Genomic DNA, 19,187 nt, shown 5'->3' with positions numbered 1-19,187 from the left:
GGTTTTTTTATTTGTTTATTAACCATTCCCGGGTACCCGTTCGGACGATATACATTAAAGGAGGAAGAACAATGGAGGACAAATTACGATCCCTTCAACAAGAAGCAATTGAAAAAGTGAACGAAGCACAAGATCTGAAAGAATTGAACAACATCCGTGTTGCCTATTTGGGGAAAAAGGGGCCAGTAACCGAAGCCTTAAAAGGGATGGGGAAGCTTTCGGCAGAAGAGCGTCCTAAAATGGGGGCACTTGCCAATGAAGTTCGTGGAGCCATTACTGAAATGATAGAAGCGAAGCAGGCTGTTCTTGAAAAAGAGGCGGTCGAAAAGAAGCTACAATCTGAAACCATCGATGTGACACTACCTGGGCGACCTGTGAAAAAAGGGAATCATCACCCTCTCACGATGATCGTGGAAGAAATTGAAGACCTGTTCATCGGAATGGGCTACACTGTTGCCGAAGGACCGGAAGTGGAGAAGGACTACTACAACTTTGAAGCTCTGAACCTTCCGAAAGGACACCCGGCCCGTGACATGCAGGATTCCTTCTATATTACAGAAGAAACACTGCTGCGCACTCATACTTCACCGGTTCAAGCAAGAACGATGGAACTGGCTAAGGGGAAAGGACCTATTAAGATCATTTGTCCCGGAAAAGTGTATCGCCGTGATACAGATGACGCAACGCACTCTCATCAATTCACACAAATCGAGGGTCTCGTCATTGATGAACATATCCGTATGAGTGATCTTAAAGGAACGCTGCAGGTGTTTGCCAAGAAAATGTTCGGCGAAGACCGTGAAATCCGGTTGCGCCCGAGCTTCTTCCCATTCACGGAGCCTTCTGTTGAAATGGATATCTCATGTAAGATCTGTGGGGGAAAAGGCTGTCGGGTATGTAAAGGTACAGGTTGGATCGAAATTCTTGGAGCAGGGATGGTTCATCCGAATGTTCTTGAAATGGCTGGATTCGATTCGAAAAAGTATACAGGTTTTGCATTCGGTATGGGACCGGAACGTATTGCCATGCTGAAATACGGAATTGATGATATCCGTCATTTCTACACAAACGATACGCGTTTTGTTACACAGTTCGGAACTCAAGAATAGAAAATCGGGTAGGAGGTACTAACACATGTTTGTTTCATATAAATGGTTAGAAAATTATGTAGACTTATCGGGCGTCACACCTGAAGAGTTAGCAGAGAAAATCACAAGAAGCGGGATTGAAGTCGAAGGTGTTGAACGGATTGGGGAAGAAATCAAAAATGTGGTCGTTGGCCATGTACTCCAATGTGAGCCACATCCCGATGCAGATAAATTAAATAAATGCCTGGTGGATGTTGGTGAAGAAGAACCCGTCCAAATCATCTGCGGAGCCCCGAACGTGGCCAAGGGTCAAAAAGTGGCTGTTGCGAAAGTAGGAGCAGTTCTGCCGGGTAATTTCAAAATCAAGAAAGCAAAACTTCGCGGCGAAGCTTCTCACGGGATGATCTGCTCCCTGCAAGAGCTTGGTGTAGAAGGAAAGCTGGTACCGAAAGAACATGCAGAGGGAATTTATGTGTTCACGGATGCTGCTGAAGTAGGCAAAAATGCCGTTGAATTATTAAATCTTGATGATGCGATTCTGGAATTGGGCTTAACACCTAACCGTTCAGACTGCTTAAGTATGTTGGGAGTGGCGTATGAAGTGGCTGCCATCCTGGATCGTGAGGTGAAACTCCCTCAAACAGATCTATCTGAAGGCGGGGAAAAAGCATCGGATTATGTGTCGGTGAAAGTGGAGGCGAAAGAAGATAATCCCCTTTACGGTGCTAAAATCATCAAAAATGTCAAAATCGGTCCATCTCCACTTTGGATGCAAAATGCACTGATATCTGCCGGGATCCGTCCCCATAACAATGTTGTCGACATTACGAACTACGTGCTTTTGGAATACGGCCAGCCCCTACACGCTTTCGACTATGATCGTCTAGGTTCAAAGGAAATCTTTGTCCGTCGTGCAAAGGATGGAGAAAACTTTGTAACCCTGGATGACGCGGAAAGAACACTATCGGGCACTCAGCTTGTCATCACAAATGGCACTGAACCCGTCGCCCTTGCCGGAGTGATGGGGGGAGCAAATTCAGAAGTCCAGAATGATACGTCGACGGTCCTTCTTGAAGCAGCTTACTTCACTGGTGCCATTGTCAGAAGTGCTTCCAAAGATCACGGACTCAGAAGCGAAGCGAGCACACGTTATGAAAAAGGTGTGGACCCTAATCGTGTCCTGAAAGCTGGAGAAAGAGCCGCTCAACTGATGGCTGAATATGCCGGTGGGGAAGTTCTAGAGGGGACTGTATTATTTAACGAATTGGACGTTGAGCCGGCTAAAGTTGAAATTACCCTTGAAAAAATCAATTCCTCATTAGGAACATCCATAACAGTAGAAACAGTGGAAGATATCTTCCGCCGACTTCAATTCGATGTTGAAGTAAATGGTGAAACGTTTGTCGTAACTGCCCCAACAAGAAGGGGAGATATCACCATACCGGAAGATTTACTTGAAGAAGTTGCGCGCCTATTTGGATATGATAACCTTCCATTGACTCTTCCCGAGGGAGAAGCAACGGCTGGCGGACTTTCGACTCACCAGTTAAAACGCCGTACGGTTCGCCGTTATTTAGAAGGAGCAGGACTCCTGCAGGCGATCACGTATTCCTTAACAAACGACAAGAAAGCAACCCAATATGCACTTGACGTTAGAGAACCTGTCCGTTTATTGATGCCGATGAGTGAGGAACGCAGTAATCTTCGCTTAAGTATCATTCCACAACTTCTGGAAGTGGTTTCATATAACAAGGCACGTCAAAATGACTCACTTGCCTTTTATGAAGTCGGATCCGTCTTCTTAAATGAATCAGGGGAAGAGCTTCCTCAGGAAGAAGAGCATATTGCAGGAGCACTAACGGGTCTATGGCACCAGCATTCTTGGCAAGGAGAGAAAAAGCCGGTCGACTTCTATGTGGCAAAAGGCATCCTTGAGGGGATGTTTGAAGAAATCGGTGTTTCTGAAGCAATTTCATTCCGTCAGGCTACAGTAGATGGGATGCATCCGGGAAGAACAGCTGAGATTCTCTTGGACAGAAATGTAATCGGTTTTGTCGGAGCGATTCATCCCGAGGCAGAAAAAGAATTGGACCTTAACGAAACGTATGTTTTTGAATTGAAGGCTTCACCTATTTTCCATTATGAAAAACCGGCATTAAGCTACACGCCAATCCCTCGTCACCCATCGATTACAAGGGATATCGCCCTTGTCGTGGACACCGAGGTGAAAGCAGGGGAACTTGCATCCATCATTAAAGAGGCTGGAGGAAAGCTTCTGAAAGAAGTTTCCGTCTTCGATCTTTATGAAGGTGAGCATATGGAGTCAGGCAAGAAATCACTTGCATTCTCATTGAAATACTTCGATCCGGCCAAAACGTTAACGGATGAAGAAGTAGTGAAAGTACATGATAAAGTACTTTCAACAGTGAAGGAAAAGGCAGGAGCCGAATTGAGAGGGTAATCCGGTACTGGATGAAAGGTGTCAGACATTGGTCTGGCATCTTTTTTTATATGGGATTGGGTGGTTTGCCTGTTGAAAAATGCTGGGATTTTGACAGGAGAATTACGCATTGAATTTAACAGGTGAAAAATGCCTTATATTCAACAGGAGAAAAAATTGTATAAATCACCTGTTGAAATATTCCTGAAATTCAACAGGTGAATACCTATCCGGGGAGCTTCAGCTCGTGAAATATGAAGAGAAATCATCAGCTGAACACAAATATCCCCCGCCCCATACAAGCAAAAAGCCGCATCGGCACATCCGATGCGGCTCTTTCTTATTTCCTTGCTAACTTCATCGCCTTTTCACTATTGGCGAAATGCCATTTTGTCATGGATTTTAACTCCTCGACACCTTTTCGTTTGATGATTTTTGCGGCTGCTACATCCACGTGATTTCCGGCGCCTTTCGGTATTTCCACACCTGCTTTTGCACTAAGCTTGTCCATTTCCTTCAGGAAGGCGTAGCGGGCAATGATCGATGCCGCCGCGACGGCAAGGTGGATGCTTTCCCCCTTAGTACTGAAGTAGACGCGTTCCTTCTGAATGTGCTTTTGAGCAGATATATGTTTGAAATATGTATTTTTTTCGACGAACTGATCGATTAAGATGCCTTCTGGTTGTTCCGGTGCCATCTTTTCTAATAAATTCAGGATGGCTTTGTTATGAAGGAGTGCTTTCATCTTCCCCTGGGTCATTCCTTTTGCCTGCATTTCATTGTATTTCGGGTTGTGGAGAATAAGCAAAGAATAAGGGATGGTTGAGATTAAATCCCTGGCAATGCTAATAATCTGTGGGTCGGATAAGTTTTTTGAATCCTTGACCCCGAGTTCTTTCATAAGTGGAATATGCTCTTTCTTCACATAGGCACTCACTACGGTGATCGGACCGAAGAAATCTCCAGTACCCACTTCGTCTGAGCCGATGACAGACCAATTGGGGAAATTTTCAGGGAGGGTCGTGTTTCCTTTCGAAGGTGATTTCACCTTAACTGGGGCACTGCTTCCCCAAAGGCTTGCTTCTCCTTCTCCGTTTGCTCCCTGGAATAGGACTTTTCCGGATTTATAAGCGGTTATTGTACATCCCGATGGCTTAGCTACAAATACGGCTCCCGGTGGCAGTTTTTCCGTTAATACCCTTTTGTAATGGTCTTTCATTTTGTCTATTGTTTGCTTATTTGCTTGTATGACTGTATTGGCCAAATTTCTCTCTCCTTCTGACAAGAATCTTTAATTTAATAAAAATTGTGAGCTTATATGACAAATTCCTTCCAAAATCAAAAGATTTCATGGTATGATTATGTGTAGGATTCTTATGAATGGGGGGCTTTCAGGTTGTCTGAAGAACAAAAAAATCGCACCACTGTGGACATATATGGTCAACAATATACGATTGTTGGAACTGAATCAACAAGTCAAATTCGGTTTGTTTGTTCGAAAGTGGATGACAAAATGAGAGAGATCAACTCCATGAATCCATCTCTCGACACAAGCAGGCTTGCCGTTCTGACAGCGGTGAATGCTGTAAATGATTATCTCAAACTTCAAGAAAAGTTTGAAGAGCTTGAACGGGAAATTAAACGATTAAAGGATTGAAAAAAAGATGCTGGACTTAGCTTTGTTAGTCATCCTGGTGATAGGATTTTTAATAGGTTTAAAACGTGGATTCATTTTGCAGGTCATCCACATATTTGGATTTATTGTTTCTTTTATTGTAGCATACATATATTATGATCAGCTTGCACCTAAGCTGACTTTATGGATTCCGTATCCTGTACTCGATGAGCAATCCACGTTGAATATGATTTTTGAATCAACCCATTTAGACCAGGCGTATTATCGTGTAATCGCGTTTGCGTTGATATTCTTCGCAGTGCGGATCATTCTTCAAATTATTGGATCGATGTTGGACTTTGTCGCCCATCTTCCCCTTTTAAAGCAGTTGAATGTTCTTGGCGGAGGAATTTTAGGTTTTATTGAAGCATATTTAATGATATTCATTCTCTTGTACATTGCGGTATTATTGCCGATCGAGTCGGTTCAAACATTTATTAATAACTCATTTATTGCTGAAGCGATGGTGAAACATACTCCTGTTTTCTCCGATATGGTGAAATCCTGGTGGATTGAATATGTAGCCTGAAAAAGGGCTGACTATAAGTATGCAACTCAAATTCGTTAGGGAAACCATAACGATTTGGTCATCTTATAAGTCAGTCTTTTTTCTTTTTATATCAATTTTGCTACTATATAGATGGAGAGGTATTGCTTTTTAATAGAACGTGGATCTGAAAAGATCCTAATCGTTAATTCTAAGATAGTGGGTGAATCTCTTGAATAAAAAGGATATTATAAAATTATTAGAACAAATTGCGATATATATGGAATTGAAAGGCGAAAATTCTTTTAAAACGTCCGCCTACCGAAAAGCGGCTGCGGCACTTGAGAATGATGACCGGAGCTTGCAGGAGATCCGTGACTTCACGAAGCTGAGCGGGATCGGCAAGGGGACTGCCAGTGTGATAGAAGAGTACATAAACGAAGGAACCTCTTCCGTTCTTGAAGAATTGAAGGAAGAGGTCCCTCAGGGATTGATCCCCCTCCTTCAATTGCCGGGTCTTGGCGGGAAGAAAATCGCAAAGCTTTACAGTGAACTCGGGGTCGAATGTATAGAAGACCTGGAAGAAGCGTGTAAAGCCAACAAAGTACAAGCACTTGCAGGCTTTGGGAAAAAGACCGAAGAAAAAATACTTGCGTCCATTGACCAGGCAGGAAAGAGACCTGACCGCCTCCCGATTGGATTTATGATGGGGATTGCACAAGAAATAGAAGGTTTTCTTTCAGGAATCAATAGCATCCATACCTATTCAAGAGCCGGAAGCTTAAGAAGAATGAGGGAAACCATCAAGGATCTTGATTTCATTCTTTCAACAGAAAGTCCTCATAAGGTGAAGGAAGAACTGCTGAAAATGCCGAATATCGTTGAAATCATTGCGGCAGGGGACACCAAAGTTTCTTTGACCTTGTCATACTACTGGGACGTGAGCATTGATTTCCGAATTGTAAAGCCCGAGGAGTTTGCGACGACGCTTCATCATTTCACAGGCTCAAAGGACCATAATGTCCGCATGCGCCAGCTTGCCAAAGAACGAGGGGAGAAAATCAGTGAATATGGCGTGGAAAATAGTGAAACAGGTGTGGTGAAAACGTTTCATTCCGAAGAGGAGTTTTATCATCACTTTGGGCTTCCTTTGATCCCGCCTGAACTGAGGGAAGATGGAAGAGAAGTGGAAGAGTTCAGTAAGGACTATTCTCTACTCTCATTGAAAGATATCAGGGGCGACCTTCACATGCACTCCACATGGTCGGATGGCGCATATTCCATTGAAGAAATGGTGGATGCGTGCCGTGCCAAAGGATATCAATATATGGCCATCACAGACCATTCCCACTATTTACGGGTGGCGAATGGCCTCACACCTGAGCGGTTATTGAGGCAGATTGATGAAATAAAGGAAATTAATAAGAAATACGATGATATAGAAGTCCTCTCAGGGATCGAGATGGATATCCTTCCTGATGGTACACTGGACTATGATGACGACCTTCTGGAAAAAGTGGATCTTGTCATTGCTTCCATCCATTCAAGCTTCTCCCAGCCTCGTGAAAAAATTATGGAGAGGCTGACAACCGCCTTGGAAAGTGCCCATGTGGATATCATCGCACATCCAACGGGCAGGATCATCGGCAGACGGGAAGGATATGACGTCGATATAGATCTTCTTATTCAATTGGCCAAAGAAACAGGGACGGCTTTAGAACTGAATGCAAATCCAAATCGTCTCGATCTGTCTGCTGAAAACATCCGAAAAGCACAGGAGCAGGGTGTGAAGCTTGTGATCAATACCGATGCCCACAGTATCGAACATCTGGAATTTATGGAAGTCGGAGTCGGTACAGCGCGTAAAGGCTGGATCAAAAGAGACACGGTCATCAATACGTGGGATAAAAATGAGTTATTACAATTTATTAAGCGAAACTGATAAAAGGTGGAATACATTCCGTGAATTCTAAAGTATTAAAAACGTTAGAGTTTGATAAAATCAAAGAATTATTAAAGCAATTTGCAGCATCTGCACTTGGTCATGCACGGGTATCCTCCCTCATGCCGTCTATCGATTATGAAGAGATTACAGCTCTCCATGAAGAGACGGATGAAGCCATGACCATTCTCAGAATAAAGGGACATGCCCCTTTAGGCGGGATTTTTGATATTCGTCCTCACGTTAAGCGTGCTCAAATAGGCGGCATGCTTTCCCCATCTGAATTCGTTCAGGTGGCGAGCACGATCAGGGCAAGCAGGAAGCTGACCCTCTTCGTAGAAGAGCTCTTGGAGGAAGAGGTGGATATTCCCCTCTTACAAGAAAAAATGGGGACGGTCATTCCCCTTCCTCAGCTGGAACAGGAAATACGAAAAGTGGTGGACGATAACGGTGAGATTCTGGATTCAGCCAGTGAAACTTTGCGCATGATCCGAACGCAGCTCCGTGCCAATGAAGGACGGATACGGGAGAAGCTCGAACGGATGATCCGTTCTTCAAACGCCCAGAAAATGTTATCTGATGCGATCATCACCATTCGGAATGATCGGTACGTAATACCTGTTAAGCAGGAGTACAGGGGTCAATATGGAGGGATCATTCATGACCAATCCTCTTCGGGACAGACGCTATTCATCGAGCCTGAAGCGATTGTTCAGTTGAATAATCAGCTGCGTGAGCTTCGTTTAAAAGAGCAGACAGAGATCGAGAAGATTCTTCAGGGACTGTCTGAACGTGTCCAGGAATCCGGGGAAGAACTGCTCCTGATTGTCAATGTTCTTTCAGACATTGATTTCATGTTTACCAAGGCAAAGTTCGGACGATCCATCAAAGGGTCTAAACCGACGATCAATAATGAACGACGGGTGAAGCTGAATAAGGCCCGTCATCCTCTGCTTCCCATAGAAGAGGCAGTGGCGAATGATATCGAGCTTGGAAATGAGTTTTCTTCCATTGTGATCACTGGTCCAAATACAGGGGGGAAAACCGTTACTCTAAAGACATTGGGTTTAACTAGCCTGATGGCACAGGCCGGACTCCCGATCCCTGCGCTTGATGGATCCGAAGTCGGTGTATTCCGCACTATTTACGCTGATATCGGGGATGAACAATCGATTGAACAAAGCTTGAGTACTTTCTCTTCTCATATGGTCAATATTGTTGACATCCTTAAAAAGGTCGATTATGAAAGTCTAGTGCTGTTTGATGAGCTTGGCGCCGGTACAGATCCTCAGGAAGGTGCTGCATTAGCGATTTCCATCCTCGATGAAGTCCATGGAACAGGGGCGAGGGTCGTAGCGACTACCCATTATCCTGAGTTGAAAGCGTATGGATACAATCGTGAGGGAGTCGTGAATGCCAGTGTGGAATTTAATGTAGAAACCTTAAGTCCCACATATAAGCTATTGCTGGGTGTACCGGGAAGAAGTAATGCATTTGACATTTCCAAGCGCCTCGGCCTGTCGGATTCTGTCATCCATCGGGCGAAATCCCATATTGGTACCGATAGTAAAGAAATCGAGAATATGATCGCTTCACTTGAAGACAGCAGACGCCAGGGTGAACGGGAGCTCGAGGAAGCCCATGAGCTTCTAAGGCAGGCTGAAAAGATGCATAAAGATATGCAGAAGCAAATGGTGGAGTATTATGATAAAAAGGATACCCTTTACGAAAAAGCCCAGCAAAAAGCCAGTGAAGTCGTGGAAAAGGCGAAGGCGGAAGCTGAGCAGGTAATAAAAGATTTACGGAAAATGCAACAGGAAAAATCAGCTCAGATCAAAGAACATGAATTGATCCAGGCAAAAAAGCAGCTTGAAGATGCGACGCCGAAGTTAAAAACAGGTCAAAAGAAGAAAATGAGTCAGACTAAACATGAGTTAAAGCCAGGTGACGAAGTCAAGGTGTTAAGCTTTGATCAAAAGGGTCATTTAGTCGAACGGGTATCATCCAAAGAGTGGCAGGTTCAGATGGGGATCATGAAGATGAAAGTGAAAGAATCAGATCTGGAATTCATCCAATCCCAACAAAAGGTAGAAACCAAACCCCTGGCTACAGTGAGAGGGAAAGATTTTCATGTTAGCCTCGAACTTGACTTGCGCGGAGAACGTTTTGAAAATGCATTATCAAGAGTAGAGAAATACATCGATGACGCCCTCCTTGCAGGCTATCCACGTGTTTCCATCATTCATGGAAAAGGGACTGGTGCTTTAAGACAGGGAGTTCAGGAATATTTGAAAAATCACCGGTCCGTTAAAAACATCCGTTTCGGGGATGCAGGCGAAGGTGGAACGGGCGTAACGGTCGTTCAATTTAAGTAAGTTTCTCTCATTGGGACTGGAGAGTATTTAAAATCGTATTAAAGGGAGCTTTACGATGGAGAACTTTTGGGAAAATGAATTTGTTCAAACGGCGGGGAATTATAGTGTGGTTATTCTGTGCCTGGTTTTGTTCTTAGCAATCTTCGAACTGGTAACCAAGTATCGGAACTGGGAAGAAATCAAAAAGGGGAATTTGGCTGTGGCCATGGCAACAGGCGGAAAAATATTCGGGATAGCGAATATTTTTCGGCATTCCATCAGTCATAATGATACCATCATTACGACAATCGGATGGGGTGTGTTTGGCTTTGTTCTATTATTAATCGGATATTTCATTTATGAATTTCTAACACCCAAATTTAGGATCGATGAAGAAATTGAGAATGATAACCGGGCGGTAGGCTTCATTTCACTGGTCATTTCAGTTGGATTATCCTATGTCATAGGAGCCGGTATATCATAAGGAGAGGGAATATGGAAACTTTGGCGAAAGTTCTGCTCACCCTATGCGGGGGCTTTATTGTCGTTGGCATCATCTATATGCTGTTCTTTACTTGAAGTAAAAACAGATTGAAGGGGAAAACACAATCCCGAAATGATAATATTGTACAAACTGACTGTCATATGGTGGAATAGGCAGTCTTTTTTCTTTTCTAAAAGCCAGTCGCGCAAACCTTTGCTCGTTCCTAAAAACTTCTTTGGATGGTGAGGGGAACTGCTGAGTAGAATTCTGAGGAGAAACAGCGTGCCGAGATCCGGGAAGCGGAGCAGTTCCCTTTTCCCCCGGGTCCATTCCCGTTGTCAAAGCATTCGCAAACCTAATAAAAACAAGATTCTTTTAACAAAATGATTCTTAACGGAGGTCATCCTTTCCAGATGGGTATAAAGTATTGGCGGCGTGTATTTCAAATTGTAACTGAAGTCCCCTTATATTATAATAATGAATAGAAGAAATTTTCTAAAAATTAAAAAGGAGGGATTACGATGAATAAACCATGGCTTGCTGAATACCCGGCGGAAATATCAAAGGAGCTCGACCTAATCGAAAAACCCTTACAATCCTATCTGACCGAAGCCTCTTCTCTTTATGGAGACAAAGCAGCGATACATTTCCAGGGCAAGGAGATCGGTTACCGCGAATTATATGAATCGGCTCTTAAATTCGCCGGCTACCTTAAAACATTGGGGATCAATAAAGGAGACAGGGTGGCCATCATGCTCCCAAATACCCCTCAATCCGTCATTGCCTATTATGGTATTCTTTATGCAGGCGGAGTGGTGGTACAAACCAATCCATTATATATGGAAAGAGAAATAGAATATCAAATGAAAGACTCTGGCGCCAAGGTGATCCTCACATTGGACATTCTTTATCCGAGGGTGTCAAAAGTGATGAAAAGCACCGACCTTGAGCACATCATTGTAACCGCTATCAAAGATTATCTTCCTTTTCCTAAGAATCTTATATACCCATTTATCCAGAAGAAGCAATATGGTATTGTCGTGAAAGTGGATCATAGAGGTCAGAACCATTTATTCACGGAAATCATGAAAATGGAGAAGGTTGAAGTAACACCTGAAGATTTTGATTTTGAACATGATCTTGCCCTGCTTCAATACACCGGAGGTACGACAGGTTTCCCGAAAGGCGTCATGTTGACCCATAAGAATCTGGTAGCGAATGCCTCCATGTGTGATGCCTGGCTTTATAAGTGTAAAAAGGGTGAGGAAAGAATGCTCGGAATTCTTCCGTTCTTTCATGTGTATGGCATGACTGCAGTGCTGATTCTTTCTGTCATGCAGGGATATAAGATGATCCTTCTCCCTAAGTTTGATCCAGAAACAACGTTGAAGACGATACAAAAACAAAAGCCGACCTTATTCCCAGGTGCCCCTACCATTTATATTGGCCTTTTGAATCATCCTGAATTAAAAAAATATGATCTGTCATCCATTGATTCTTGTCTAAGTGGAAGTGCCCCATTACCGGTAGAGGTGCAGCAGCAATTTGAGGAAGTAACCGGTGGGAAGCTCGTTGAAGGATACGGATTAACTGAGTCATCCCCTGTCACTCACTCTAATTTCCTTTGGGACAAAGCGAGGATAAAGGGAAGCATCGGTGTCCCTTGGCCCAGTACGGACAGTGCGGTGTTTTCTCTGGAGACGGGAGAACCCCTCCCCCCAAATGAAATCGGTGAAATTGTCGTCAAAGGCCCCCAGGTGATGAAGGGGTATTGGAACCGTCCGGAAGAAACGGAACAAACGTTAAAGGACGGCTGGCTATTAACGGGAGATTTAGGGTATATGGATGAGAAGGGCTATTTTTACGTAGTAGATCGGAAGAAAGATATGATCATTGCAGGGGGCTTTAATATTTATCCACGTGAAATTGAAGAAGTCCTGTATGAACACCCTGCCATCCAGGAAGTTGTCGCAGCAGGCGTACCGGATGCTTATAGAGGGGAAACCGTCAAGGCATACGTGGTATTGAAGGATGGAGAATCACTGACAGAGGAAGAGCTCAATGAATACTCACGAAAATTCCTGGCTGCATATAAGGTGCCGAGGATTTATGAATTCAGGAAAGTACTCCCTAAAACAGCTGTAGGAAAAATCCTCCGGAGAGCCCTGGTGGAAGAGGAGCGACAAAAAATAGAGGATGAACAGAAAACAAGTTAAATGAACACCATTGAGCTTTTTCTTTTTGACTGTAAATTGGACAAGGATCCATTCTTGACAATCAATGAGAAACCTTTTATTATTAAAATATGAATGAACGATCATTCATATTTTGTTAAGGCAGGTCAAGAACTTATGAAACGAAATAAACCTAAATATATGCAAATTATTGATGCTGCTGTTATTGTTATAGCAGAAAACGGTTACCATCAGGCCCAGGTCTCAAAGATTGCGAAACAGGCTGGTGTCGCTGACGGTACCATCTATCTTTATTTTAAGAATAAAGAAGACATCCTGATTTCACTGTTCGAAGAGAAAATGGTTCTCTTTGTCGAAAAAATCGAGGAAGTGATAGCAGGAAAACAGACAGTTTCAGAGAAATTATTAGTGATGATTGAAAATCATTGTAGGATTCTGTCGGATGATCATCACCTCGCCATCGTCACGCAGCTGGAGCTCAGGCAGTCCAATAAAGATATCCGTCTGAAGATCAATGATGTTCTGAAGGGCTATCTCCAATTGGTCGATAAAATCCTGGTCAGCGGAATCGAATCTGGGGAATTTTCAAAAGACCTGGATATTCGCCTCGCCCGCCAAATGATCTTTGGTACACTGGATGAGATGGTGACAACGTGGGTGATGAATGATCAGAAATATGATTTAGTAGCTCAAGTCCCTGCTATTCACAAACTATTACTTCATGGATGTGGCGGCAGGAACTAAATTAGTTTAGGGGGATGAGAGATGGAAAGTTTATCATGGGTCATAGAGGGTCAGGTAGCAACGGTTCTGATTCAAAGACCTCCAGCAAATGCATTGGCAAGTGGACTTATCAAGGAAATCGACGCGGTTCTTGATGAGCTGGAAACGAATTCCGATGTCAGGGTCATCTTATTGAAAGGAGAGGGACGCTTCTTCTCCGCAGGTGCCGATATTAAAGAATTCACGACGATAGAAAGTGGTGAGGAATTCTCAATGCTTGCCAAAAAAGGCCAGGACGTTTTTGAACGGATGGAGAATTTCCCGAAACCGATCATTGCAGCTATTCATGGAGCCGCTTTAGGTGGAGGATTGGAGCTCGCAATGGGTTGCCACATTCGATTGGTAAGTGAAAATGCCAAACTTGGTTTACCAGAGCTTCAACTCGGGCTAGTTCCTGGATTTGCCGGTTCCCAACGCCTTCCGAAGCTGGTGGGAAGAGCGAAAGCAGCAGAAATGTTGTTAACGAGTGATCCAATCAGCGGCACAGAAGCGGTTCAGTGGGGACTCGCCAATAAGGCCTACCCTGAAGACGAGCTTTTCGATAAAGCAAAGGAAATGGCTGTTAAAATTGCAAAGAAAAGCCCAGGTGCCATGAAGGCTGCCATTGAGCTGTTGAGCTATACGAAAGATGACCGTTTCTATGAAGGTGTAATGAGAGAATCGGATCTATTCGGTGAAATATTTGTATCCACTGATGCCAAAGAAGGCATTGCAGCTTTCGTTGAAAAAAGAGAACCGCACTTTAAAGGCTAGAATACATTCTTGTAATATAGTAAACTCTTATTGAGGGGCAGTATTGAATGATCTCCATTCAAGCTGCCCATTCAAAGGGGTTAAATTGTCGAAATCTTTTTAAGGGAAAGAATGTTTACATTATTAGGAGGGACTTACGAATGAACATCTATGTACTTTTGAAAAGAACGTTTGATACTGAGGAGAAAATTTCGATCCAAAACGGTCAAATTGCCGAAGACGGAGCTGAATTTATCATAAATCCTTACGATGAATATGCTGTCGAAGAAGCGATTCAAGTTCGTGATGCACATGGTGGAGAAGTGACCGTCGTGACAGTCGGTGGAGAAGAAAGTGAAAAGCAGCTGAGAACGGCTCTGGCAATGGGTGCTGATAAAGCAGTACTGGTCAACACGGAAGATGACCTTGACCATGGAGACCAATTCACTACGGCTAAGATCCTTGCTCAATACTTAAAAGAACAGGAAGTAGATTTGATCCTTGCAGGTAATGTTGCCATTGATGGTGGATCTGGACAAGTAGGACCACGTGTGGCAGAGCAGCTTGATATCCCTTATGTAACAACAATCACTAAATTAGAAATCGATGGCGGTACTGTAACAGTCACCCGTGATGTAGAGGGGGATTCAGAGGTAATCGAAACATCTCTTCCACTGTTGGTGACAGCTCAACAAGGATTGAACGAACCGCGTTATCCATCCCTTCCAGGAATCATGAAGGCAAAGAAAAAGCCTTTGGATGAAGTGGAATTGGATGATATCGACTTAGACGAAGATGAAGTAGAAGCGAAAACCAAAACAATTGAAATTTACCTTCCACCGAAGAAGGAAGCCGGAAAAGTATTAGAAGGCGAATTGGATGCTCAAGTATCCGAGCTTGTTTCACTTCTTCGCAATGAAGCGAAAGTTATATAAGGCAAAGTCATAGTAATAACTAACATTCAGGGGGTAATTTAACATGGCGAGAAAAGTATTAGTACTTGGAGAAGTTCGAGACGGATCATTACGTAATGTTTCCTTTGAAGCGATTGCGGCAGGTAAAACGGTATCTGAAGGCGGAGAAGTTGTCGGTGTTTTAATCGGCAAAAGTGTAAGCGCTTTAGGACAAGAGATGATACAATATGGCGCGGACAAAGTAGTGGTCGTAGAAGATGATAAACTGGAACAGTATACGTCAGATGGTTATTCACAAGCCATCCTTTCAGTCATCGATGAAGAGAAGCCTGAAGGAATCATTTTTGGCCATACGGCACTTGGAAAAGACCTGTCTCCTAAAGTGGCAAGTAAACTCAGCTCAGGACTGATTTCCGATGCAACGGATCTTGAGGAAGCCGGCGGTAACCTTGTTTTCACAAGACCGATTTATTCAGGGAAAGCATTTGAGAAGAAAATCGTGACTGACGGAGTGATTTTTGCCACAATCCGTCCTAATAACATCGAGCCGTTAGCGAAAGATGAGTCACGTACAGGAGAAGTTTCTTCCCTTTCCGTTGATATTAAAGACTTACGTACAATCATTAAAGAAGTCGTACGTAAGGCAAGCGAAGGGGTGGACCTGTCTGAAGCGAAAGTCATCATCGCCGGCGGACGAGGAGTGAAAAGTGAAGACGGATTCAACCCTCTTCAAGAACTGGCGGATGTTCTTGGTGGAGCTGTAGGAGCATCACGTGGAGCATGTGATGCCGACTATTGTGACTATTCTCTGCAAATTGGTCAAACGGGTAAAGTCGTAACGCCTGACCTCTATATTGCATGTGGTATTTCTGGGGCTATCCAGCATTTAGCGGGTATGTCGAATTCAAAAGTCATCGTTGCGATCAACAAAGATCCTGAGGCGAATATTTTTAACGTAGCGGATTACGGAATCGTTGGAGACCTGTTTGAAGTGGTACCGATGCTGACAGAAGAGTTTAAAAAGCTTAAAGTATCCTCTTCTTGATCCTTGCTGACGTTTAGCAGTCACGGACAGAGGGTATGAACATAATATAGAATACAAATAAGGGCGCAGCTGCAACATGGGCTGCTCCTTATTTTTTCTTCCGTTGTATATTCCGTTTTATGAAGGGAATATTACCTACGAGCAGATTTATAGCATACGCAAAAAAACGGTGATATACTTACGTTACATTCAAAGATTTTAGGAGGCGCATATATATGGCAATTACACATGCAACTGACCAATCATTTTCAACTGATACAAATTCCGGACTGGTACTGGCGGATTTCTGGGCACCTTGGTGTGGACCTTGTAAAATGATCGCTCCAGTGCTTGAAGAACTGGACAGTGAAATGGGCGATAAAGTAAAAATCGTTAAAGTGGACGTTGATGAGAACCAGGAAACAGCAGGTAAATACGGGGTTATGAGTATCCCGACTTTAGTGGTCCTTAAAGACGGCGAAGTGGTAGATAAAGTAATCGGTTTCCAACCTAAGGAAGCACTTGCTGAATTATTAAATAAACACGTATAAGAAATGCTGATGAAAGACCGCGGTTTCCGCGGTCTTTTTTTGTCTGGATTTGAAAGCCGGAACGACGAACTATATATCTTGGGACACTTAGGTATTGTAGTTCACAGTGTGGCGAATTCATACCAGAAAACACACATGTTCAAATACGTTGACTGCTGAAATCATTCTCGATAAAATTTATATGTAATTGAAATGATTTAAATTGAGGACAAAATGAATGAATAATCTTTGGGGTTGACCCTGTCCAATTGTGTAAAGTCCTTCCTTTAACACAACGGGGTCAATCCTTTTTTACTTCTCTTAAAGGTAAGGTACAATATAGAAATGAGATTTGCCACTGAAACGGAATATTAATCTGACCGGGAGAACTGCCTGATGTATAAAGAAGTCGCAGGTATGTAAATAGAAAGTTCAGGCGAATAATTATTATCCCGGTGAACTTATAGTACCGCTAATATATGACCTTACACACTAAATTTGGGAGAAACCGAGGGAGGGGAAAAATGGATGAATCAAAATATCTCGAATAAGCTGGCACTGCTGCCTGACCAACCTGGATGTTATTTAATGAAAGACAGGCAGGGTACAATCATCTATGTGGGAAAAGCAAAGGTGTTGAAAAACCGGGTGCGTTCTTATTTCACCGGTTCTCATGATGCAAAAACACAGCGCCTGGTAGGAGAAATAGAAGACTTCGAATACATCATGACGTCATCTGACCTGGAAGCACTTGTCCTCGAAATGAATTTAATCAAAAAATATGATCCTAAATATAATGTCATGTTAAAGGATGATAAAAGCTATCCGTTCATTAAATTAACGAATGAAAGGCATCCAAGGCTCATTACCACCCGTAAAGTCCAACGGGGAAAAGGAAAGTACTTCGGTCCTTACCCAAATGTAGGAGCTGCAAATGAAACGAAGAAGCTTCTCGATCGTTTGTATCCTTTACGGAAATGCTCGACCCTCCCTGACCGTGCCTGCCTTTACTATCATATGGGCCAATGTCTAGCTCCCTGTATCAAAGAAGTGAGCAAAGACACGTACCGTGAAATGACAGATGAAATAGCCAGATTTCTGAACGGTGGATACAAAGACATCAAGAAGCAGCTTACGACGAAAATGAATGAAGCCTCGGAAAATTTGGAATTTGAAAGGGCGAAGGAATTCCGCGATCAAATTCTTCATATAGAAGCGACGATGGAAAAGCAGAAAATGACCATGACCGATTTCACCGACCGAGATGTGTTCGGATATTCAGTTGATAAAGGCTGGATGTGTGTACAAGTATTCTTTGTCCGACAAGGAAAGCTCATTGAGAGGGATGTGTCCTTATTTCCTCTCTATCATGAACCTGAGGAAGAGTTCCTGACGTTTTTAGGTCAGTTCTACTTAAAATCCAATCACTTTAAGCCGAAAGAAATCTTATTGCCAGAAGAGATTGATATGGATCTGGCTGAAAAGCTTCTGGAGGTAAAAATGATCCAGCCGAAACGGGGGAAAAAGAAAGAGCTTGTAAAGCTTGCCGAGAAAAATGCGAAACAGGCACTCGGAGAGAAATTCGCCCTGATCGAAAGAGATGAAGAACGGACGATTAAAGCCATTGAGCGCCTCGGGGATCACATGGGCATTTATACTCCTTTCAGAATTGAAGCCTTTGATAATTCAAATATTCAAGGGTCGGATCCTGTATCGGCGATGATCGTCTTTGTAGACGGGAAACCTGAAAAGAAGGAGTACCGTAAATACAAGATTAAAACCGTGAAGGGTCCTGACGATTATGACTCCATGAGGGAGGTTGTCCGCAGAAGATATACGAGAGTCTTGAAAGACGGACTTCCTTTACCGGACCTCATCATTATCGATGGGGGGAAGGGGCAGATTGAAGCGGCAAGGGATGTCATCGAGAACGAATTGGGTCTCGACATCCCGATTGGCGGCCTGGCGAAAGACGATAAGCATCAGACGTCTGAATTGCTTTACGGGAATCCGTTGGAGATCATCCCCCTTGAAAAGCGCAGCCAGGAATTCTATCTCCTCCAGCGTATCCAGGATGAAGTCCACAGGTTCGCCATCACCTTCCACCGTCAGCTCCGAGGAAAGAGCGCATTCCAGTCGACCCTTGACGATATCGACGGCATCGGTCCGAAAAGGAAGAAACAGCTTCTAAAACATTTCGGATCCATGAAGAAGATGAAAGAAGCAACCGTGGAGGAGTTTATTGAAATAGGTATACCGGAAGCCGTAGCCAAGGAATTGGTTGAGAAATTGAAATAGAAGTGCCAGAAACAAGAAAAAATGTTCATTATCTTTATTTAAATATTTTAAGAGTGTTCTGTTTATTGGTTGGTACAGAAGTAACTCATGAATAAGCAGAGTTGATTGGAGCGCAAGGTGCTCGACTCCCTCGGGAAAAGTTATAATATCAGGTCTTACAACCGTTTTATTTCTCTATTAAAATTTTTTAAAAATCATCTCGGCTAAATATCTTCCTTTTTTTATCATTTGTTCAAAATAA

General features: G+C 43.3%; 15 protein-coding genes. 14 read left to right on the top strand and 1 reads right to left on the bottom strand.

Annotated features, from left to right (window positions below; all coding sequences use genetic code 11):
* The first annotated feature begins 71 nt into the window (after positions 1 to 71).
* Positions 72 to 1,109, top strand: coding sequence for a phenylalanine--tRNA ligase subunit alpha (gene pheS, locus BAA9072_RS21360; protein WP_201716637.1), 1,038 nt, complete (start codon positions 72 to 74; stop codon positions 1,107 to 1,109).
* Positions 1,110 to 1,134: 25 nt separating this feature from the next.
* Positions 1,135 to 3,549, top strand: a complete 2,415-nt coding sequence (pheT, locus tag BAA9072_RS21355) for a phenylalanine--tRNA ligase subunit beta (protein ID WP_201716636.1) — start codon at positions 1,135 to 1,137, stop codon at positions 3,547 to 3,549.
* A 319-nt stretch (positions 3,550 to 3,868) separates the two neighbouring features.
* Here pheT and rnhC read toward each other — a convergent pair whose 3' ends face one another.
* On the bottom strand, positions 3,869 to 4,792 hold the full coding sequence (gene rnhC / locus BAA9072_RS21350; protein ID WP_201716635.1) for a ribonuclease HIII: 924 nt from the start codon (positions 4,790 to 4,792) through the stop codon (positions 3,869 to 3,871).
* Between the two features lie 132 nt (positions 4,793 to 4,924).
* Here rnhC and zapA point away from each other — a divergent pair, with 132 nt between their 5' ends.
* The 12 genes from zapA to uvrC all read left to right on the top strand — a co-directional run bounded on the left by zapA (position 4,925) and on the right by uvrC (position 18,946).
* Positions 4,925 to 5,185 (top strand): cell division protein ZapA, encoded by a 261-nt coding sequence (zapA, locus tag BAA9072_RS21345; RefSeq protein ID WP_201716634.1) that lies wholly within the window; start codon positions 4,925 to 4,927, stop codon positions 5,183 to 5,185.
* 7 nt (positions 5,186 to 5,192) lie between these two features.
* Entirely contained in the window at positions 5,193 to 5,732 is a 540-nt protein-coding gene (locus BAA9072_RS21340; RefSeq protein WP_201716633.1) for a CvpA family protein, read from the top strand.
* A 190-nt stretch (positions 5,733 to 5,922) separates the two neighbouring features.
* On the top strand, positions 5,923 to 7,632 hold the full coding sequence (polX, locus tag BAA9072_RS21335) for a DNA polymerase/3'-5' exonuclease PolX (protein ID WP_201716632.1): 1,710 nt from the start codon (positions 5,923 to 5,925) through the stop codon (positions 7,630 to 7,632).
* Between the two features lie 20 nt (positions 7,633 to 7,652).
* The gene (locus BAA9072_RS21330; RefSeq protein ID WP_201716631.1) at positions 7,653 to 10,007 is read left to right on the top strand and encodes an endonuclease MutS2; all 2,355 of its coding nucleotides are present in this window, start codon (positions 7,653 to 7,655) and stop codon (positions 10,005 to 10,007) included.
* A 55-nt stretch (positions 10,008 to 10,062) separates the two neighbouring features.
* Positions 10,063 to 10,470: a DUF350 domain-containing protein gene (locus BAA9072_RS21325; protein WP_201716630.1), complete on the top strand. Its 408-nt coding sequence runs from the start codon at positions 10,063 to 10,065 to the stop codon at positions 10,468 to 10,470.
* A 521-nt stretch (positions 10,471 to 10,991) separates the two neighbouring features.
* Positions 10,992 to 12,686: an AMP-binding protein gene (locus tag BAA9072_RS21320; RefSeq protein ID WP_330999326.1), complete on the top strand. Its 1,695-nt coding sequence runs from the start codon at positions 10,992 to 10,994 to the stop codon at positions 12,684 to 12,686.
* 135 nt (positions 12,687 to 12,821) lie between these two features.
* A complete protein-coding gene (locus BAA9072_RS21315; RefSeq protein ID WP_201716629.1) occupies positions 12,822 to 13,409 on the top strand; it encodes a TetR/AcrR family transcriptional regulator in 588 nt (195 codons plus the stop codon).
* A 21-nt stretch (positions 13,410 to 13,430) separates the two neighbouring features.
* Positions 13,431 to 14,201, top strand: coding sequence for an enoyl-CoA hydratase (locus BAA9072_RS21310; protein WP_201716628.1), 771 nt, complete (start codon positions 13,431 to 13,433; stop codon positions 14,199 to 14,201).
* A gap of 140 nt (positions 14,202 to 14,341) precedes the next feature.
* Positions 14,342 to 15,115 (top strand): electron transfer flavoprotein subunit beta/FixA family protein, encoded by a 774-nt coding sequence (locus BAA9072_RS21305; protein WP_201716627.1) that lies wholly within the window; start codon positions 14,342 to 14,344, stop codon positions 15,113 to 15,115.
* A gap of 43 nt (positions 15,116 to 15,158) precedes the next feature.
* A complete protein-coding gene (locus BAA9072_RS21300) occupies positions 15,159 to 16,139 on the top strand; it encodes an electron transfer flavoprotein subunit alpha/FixB family protein (RefSeq protein ID WP_201716626.1) in 981 nt (326 codons plus the stop codon).
* A 215-nt stretch (positions 16,140 to 16,354) separates the two neighbouring features.
* On the top strand, positions 16,355 to 16,669 hold the full coding sequence (gene trxA / locus BAA9072_RS21295; RefSeq protein WP_201716625.1) for a thioredoxin: 315 nt from the start codon (positions 16,355 to 16,357) through the stop codon (positions 16,667 to 16,669).
* A gap of 507 nt (positions 16,670 to 17,176) precedes the next feature.
* On the top strand, positions 17,177 to 18,946 hold the full coding sequence (gene uvrC / locus BAA9072_RS21290) for an excinuclease ABC subunit UvrC (protein ID WP_201716624.1): 1,770 nt from the start codon (positions 17,177 to 17,179) through the stop codon (positions 18,944 to 18,946).
* Positions 18,947 to 19,187: the final 241 nt, after the last annotated feature.

Origin of the sequence: Rossellomorea arthrocnemi (assembly GCF_904424705.1) — a bacterium.
GTDB classification, from domain to species: domain Bacteria; phylum Bacillota; class Bacilli; order Bacillales; family Bacillaceae_B; genus Rossellomorea; species Rossellomorea arthrocnemi.
This window is presented reverse-complemented; position numbering and strand designations above follow the sequence as displayed.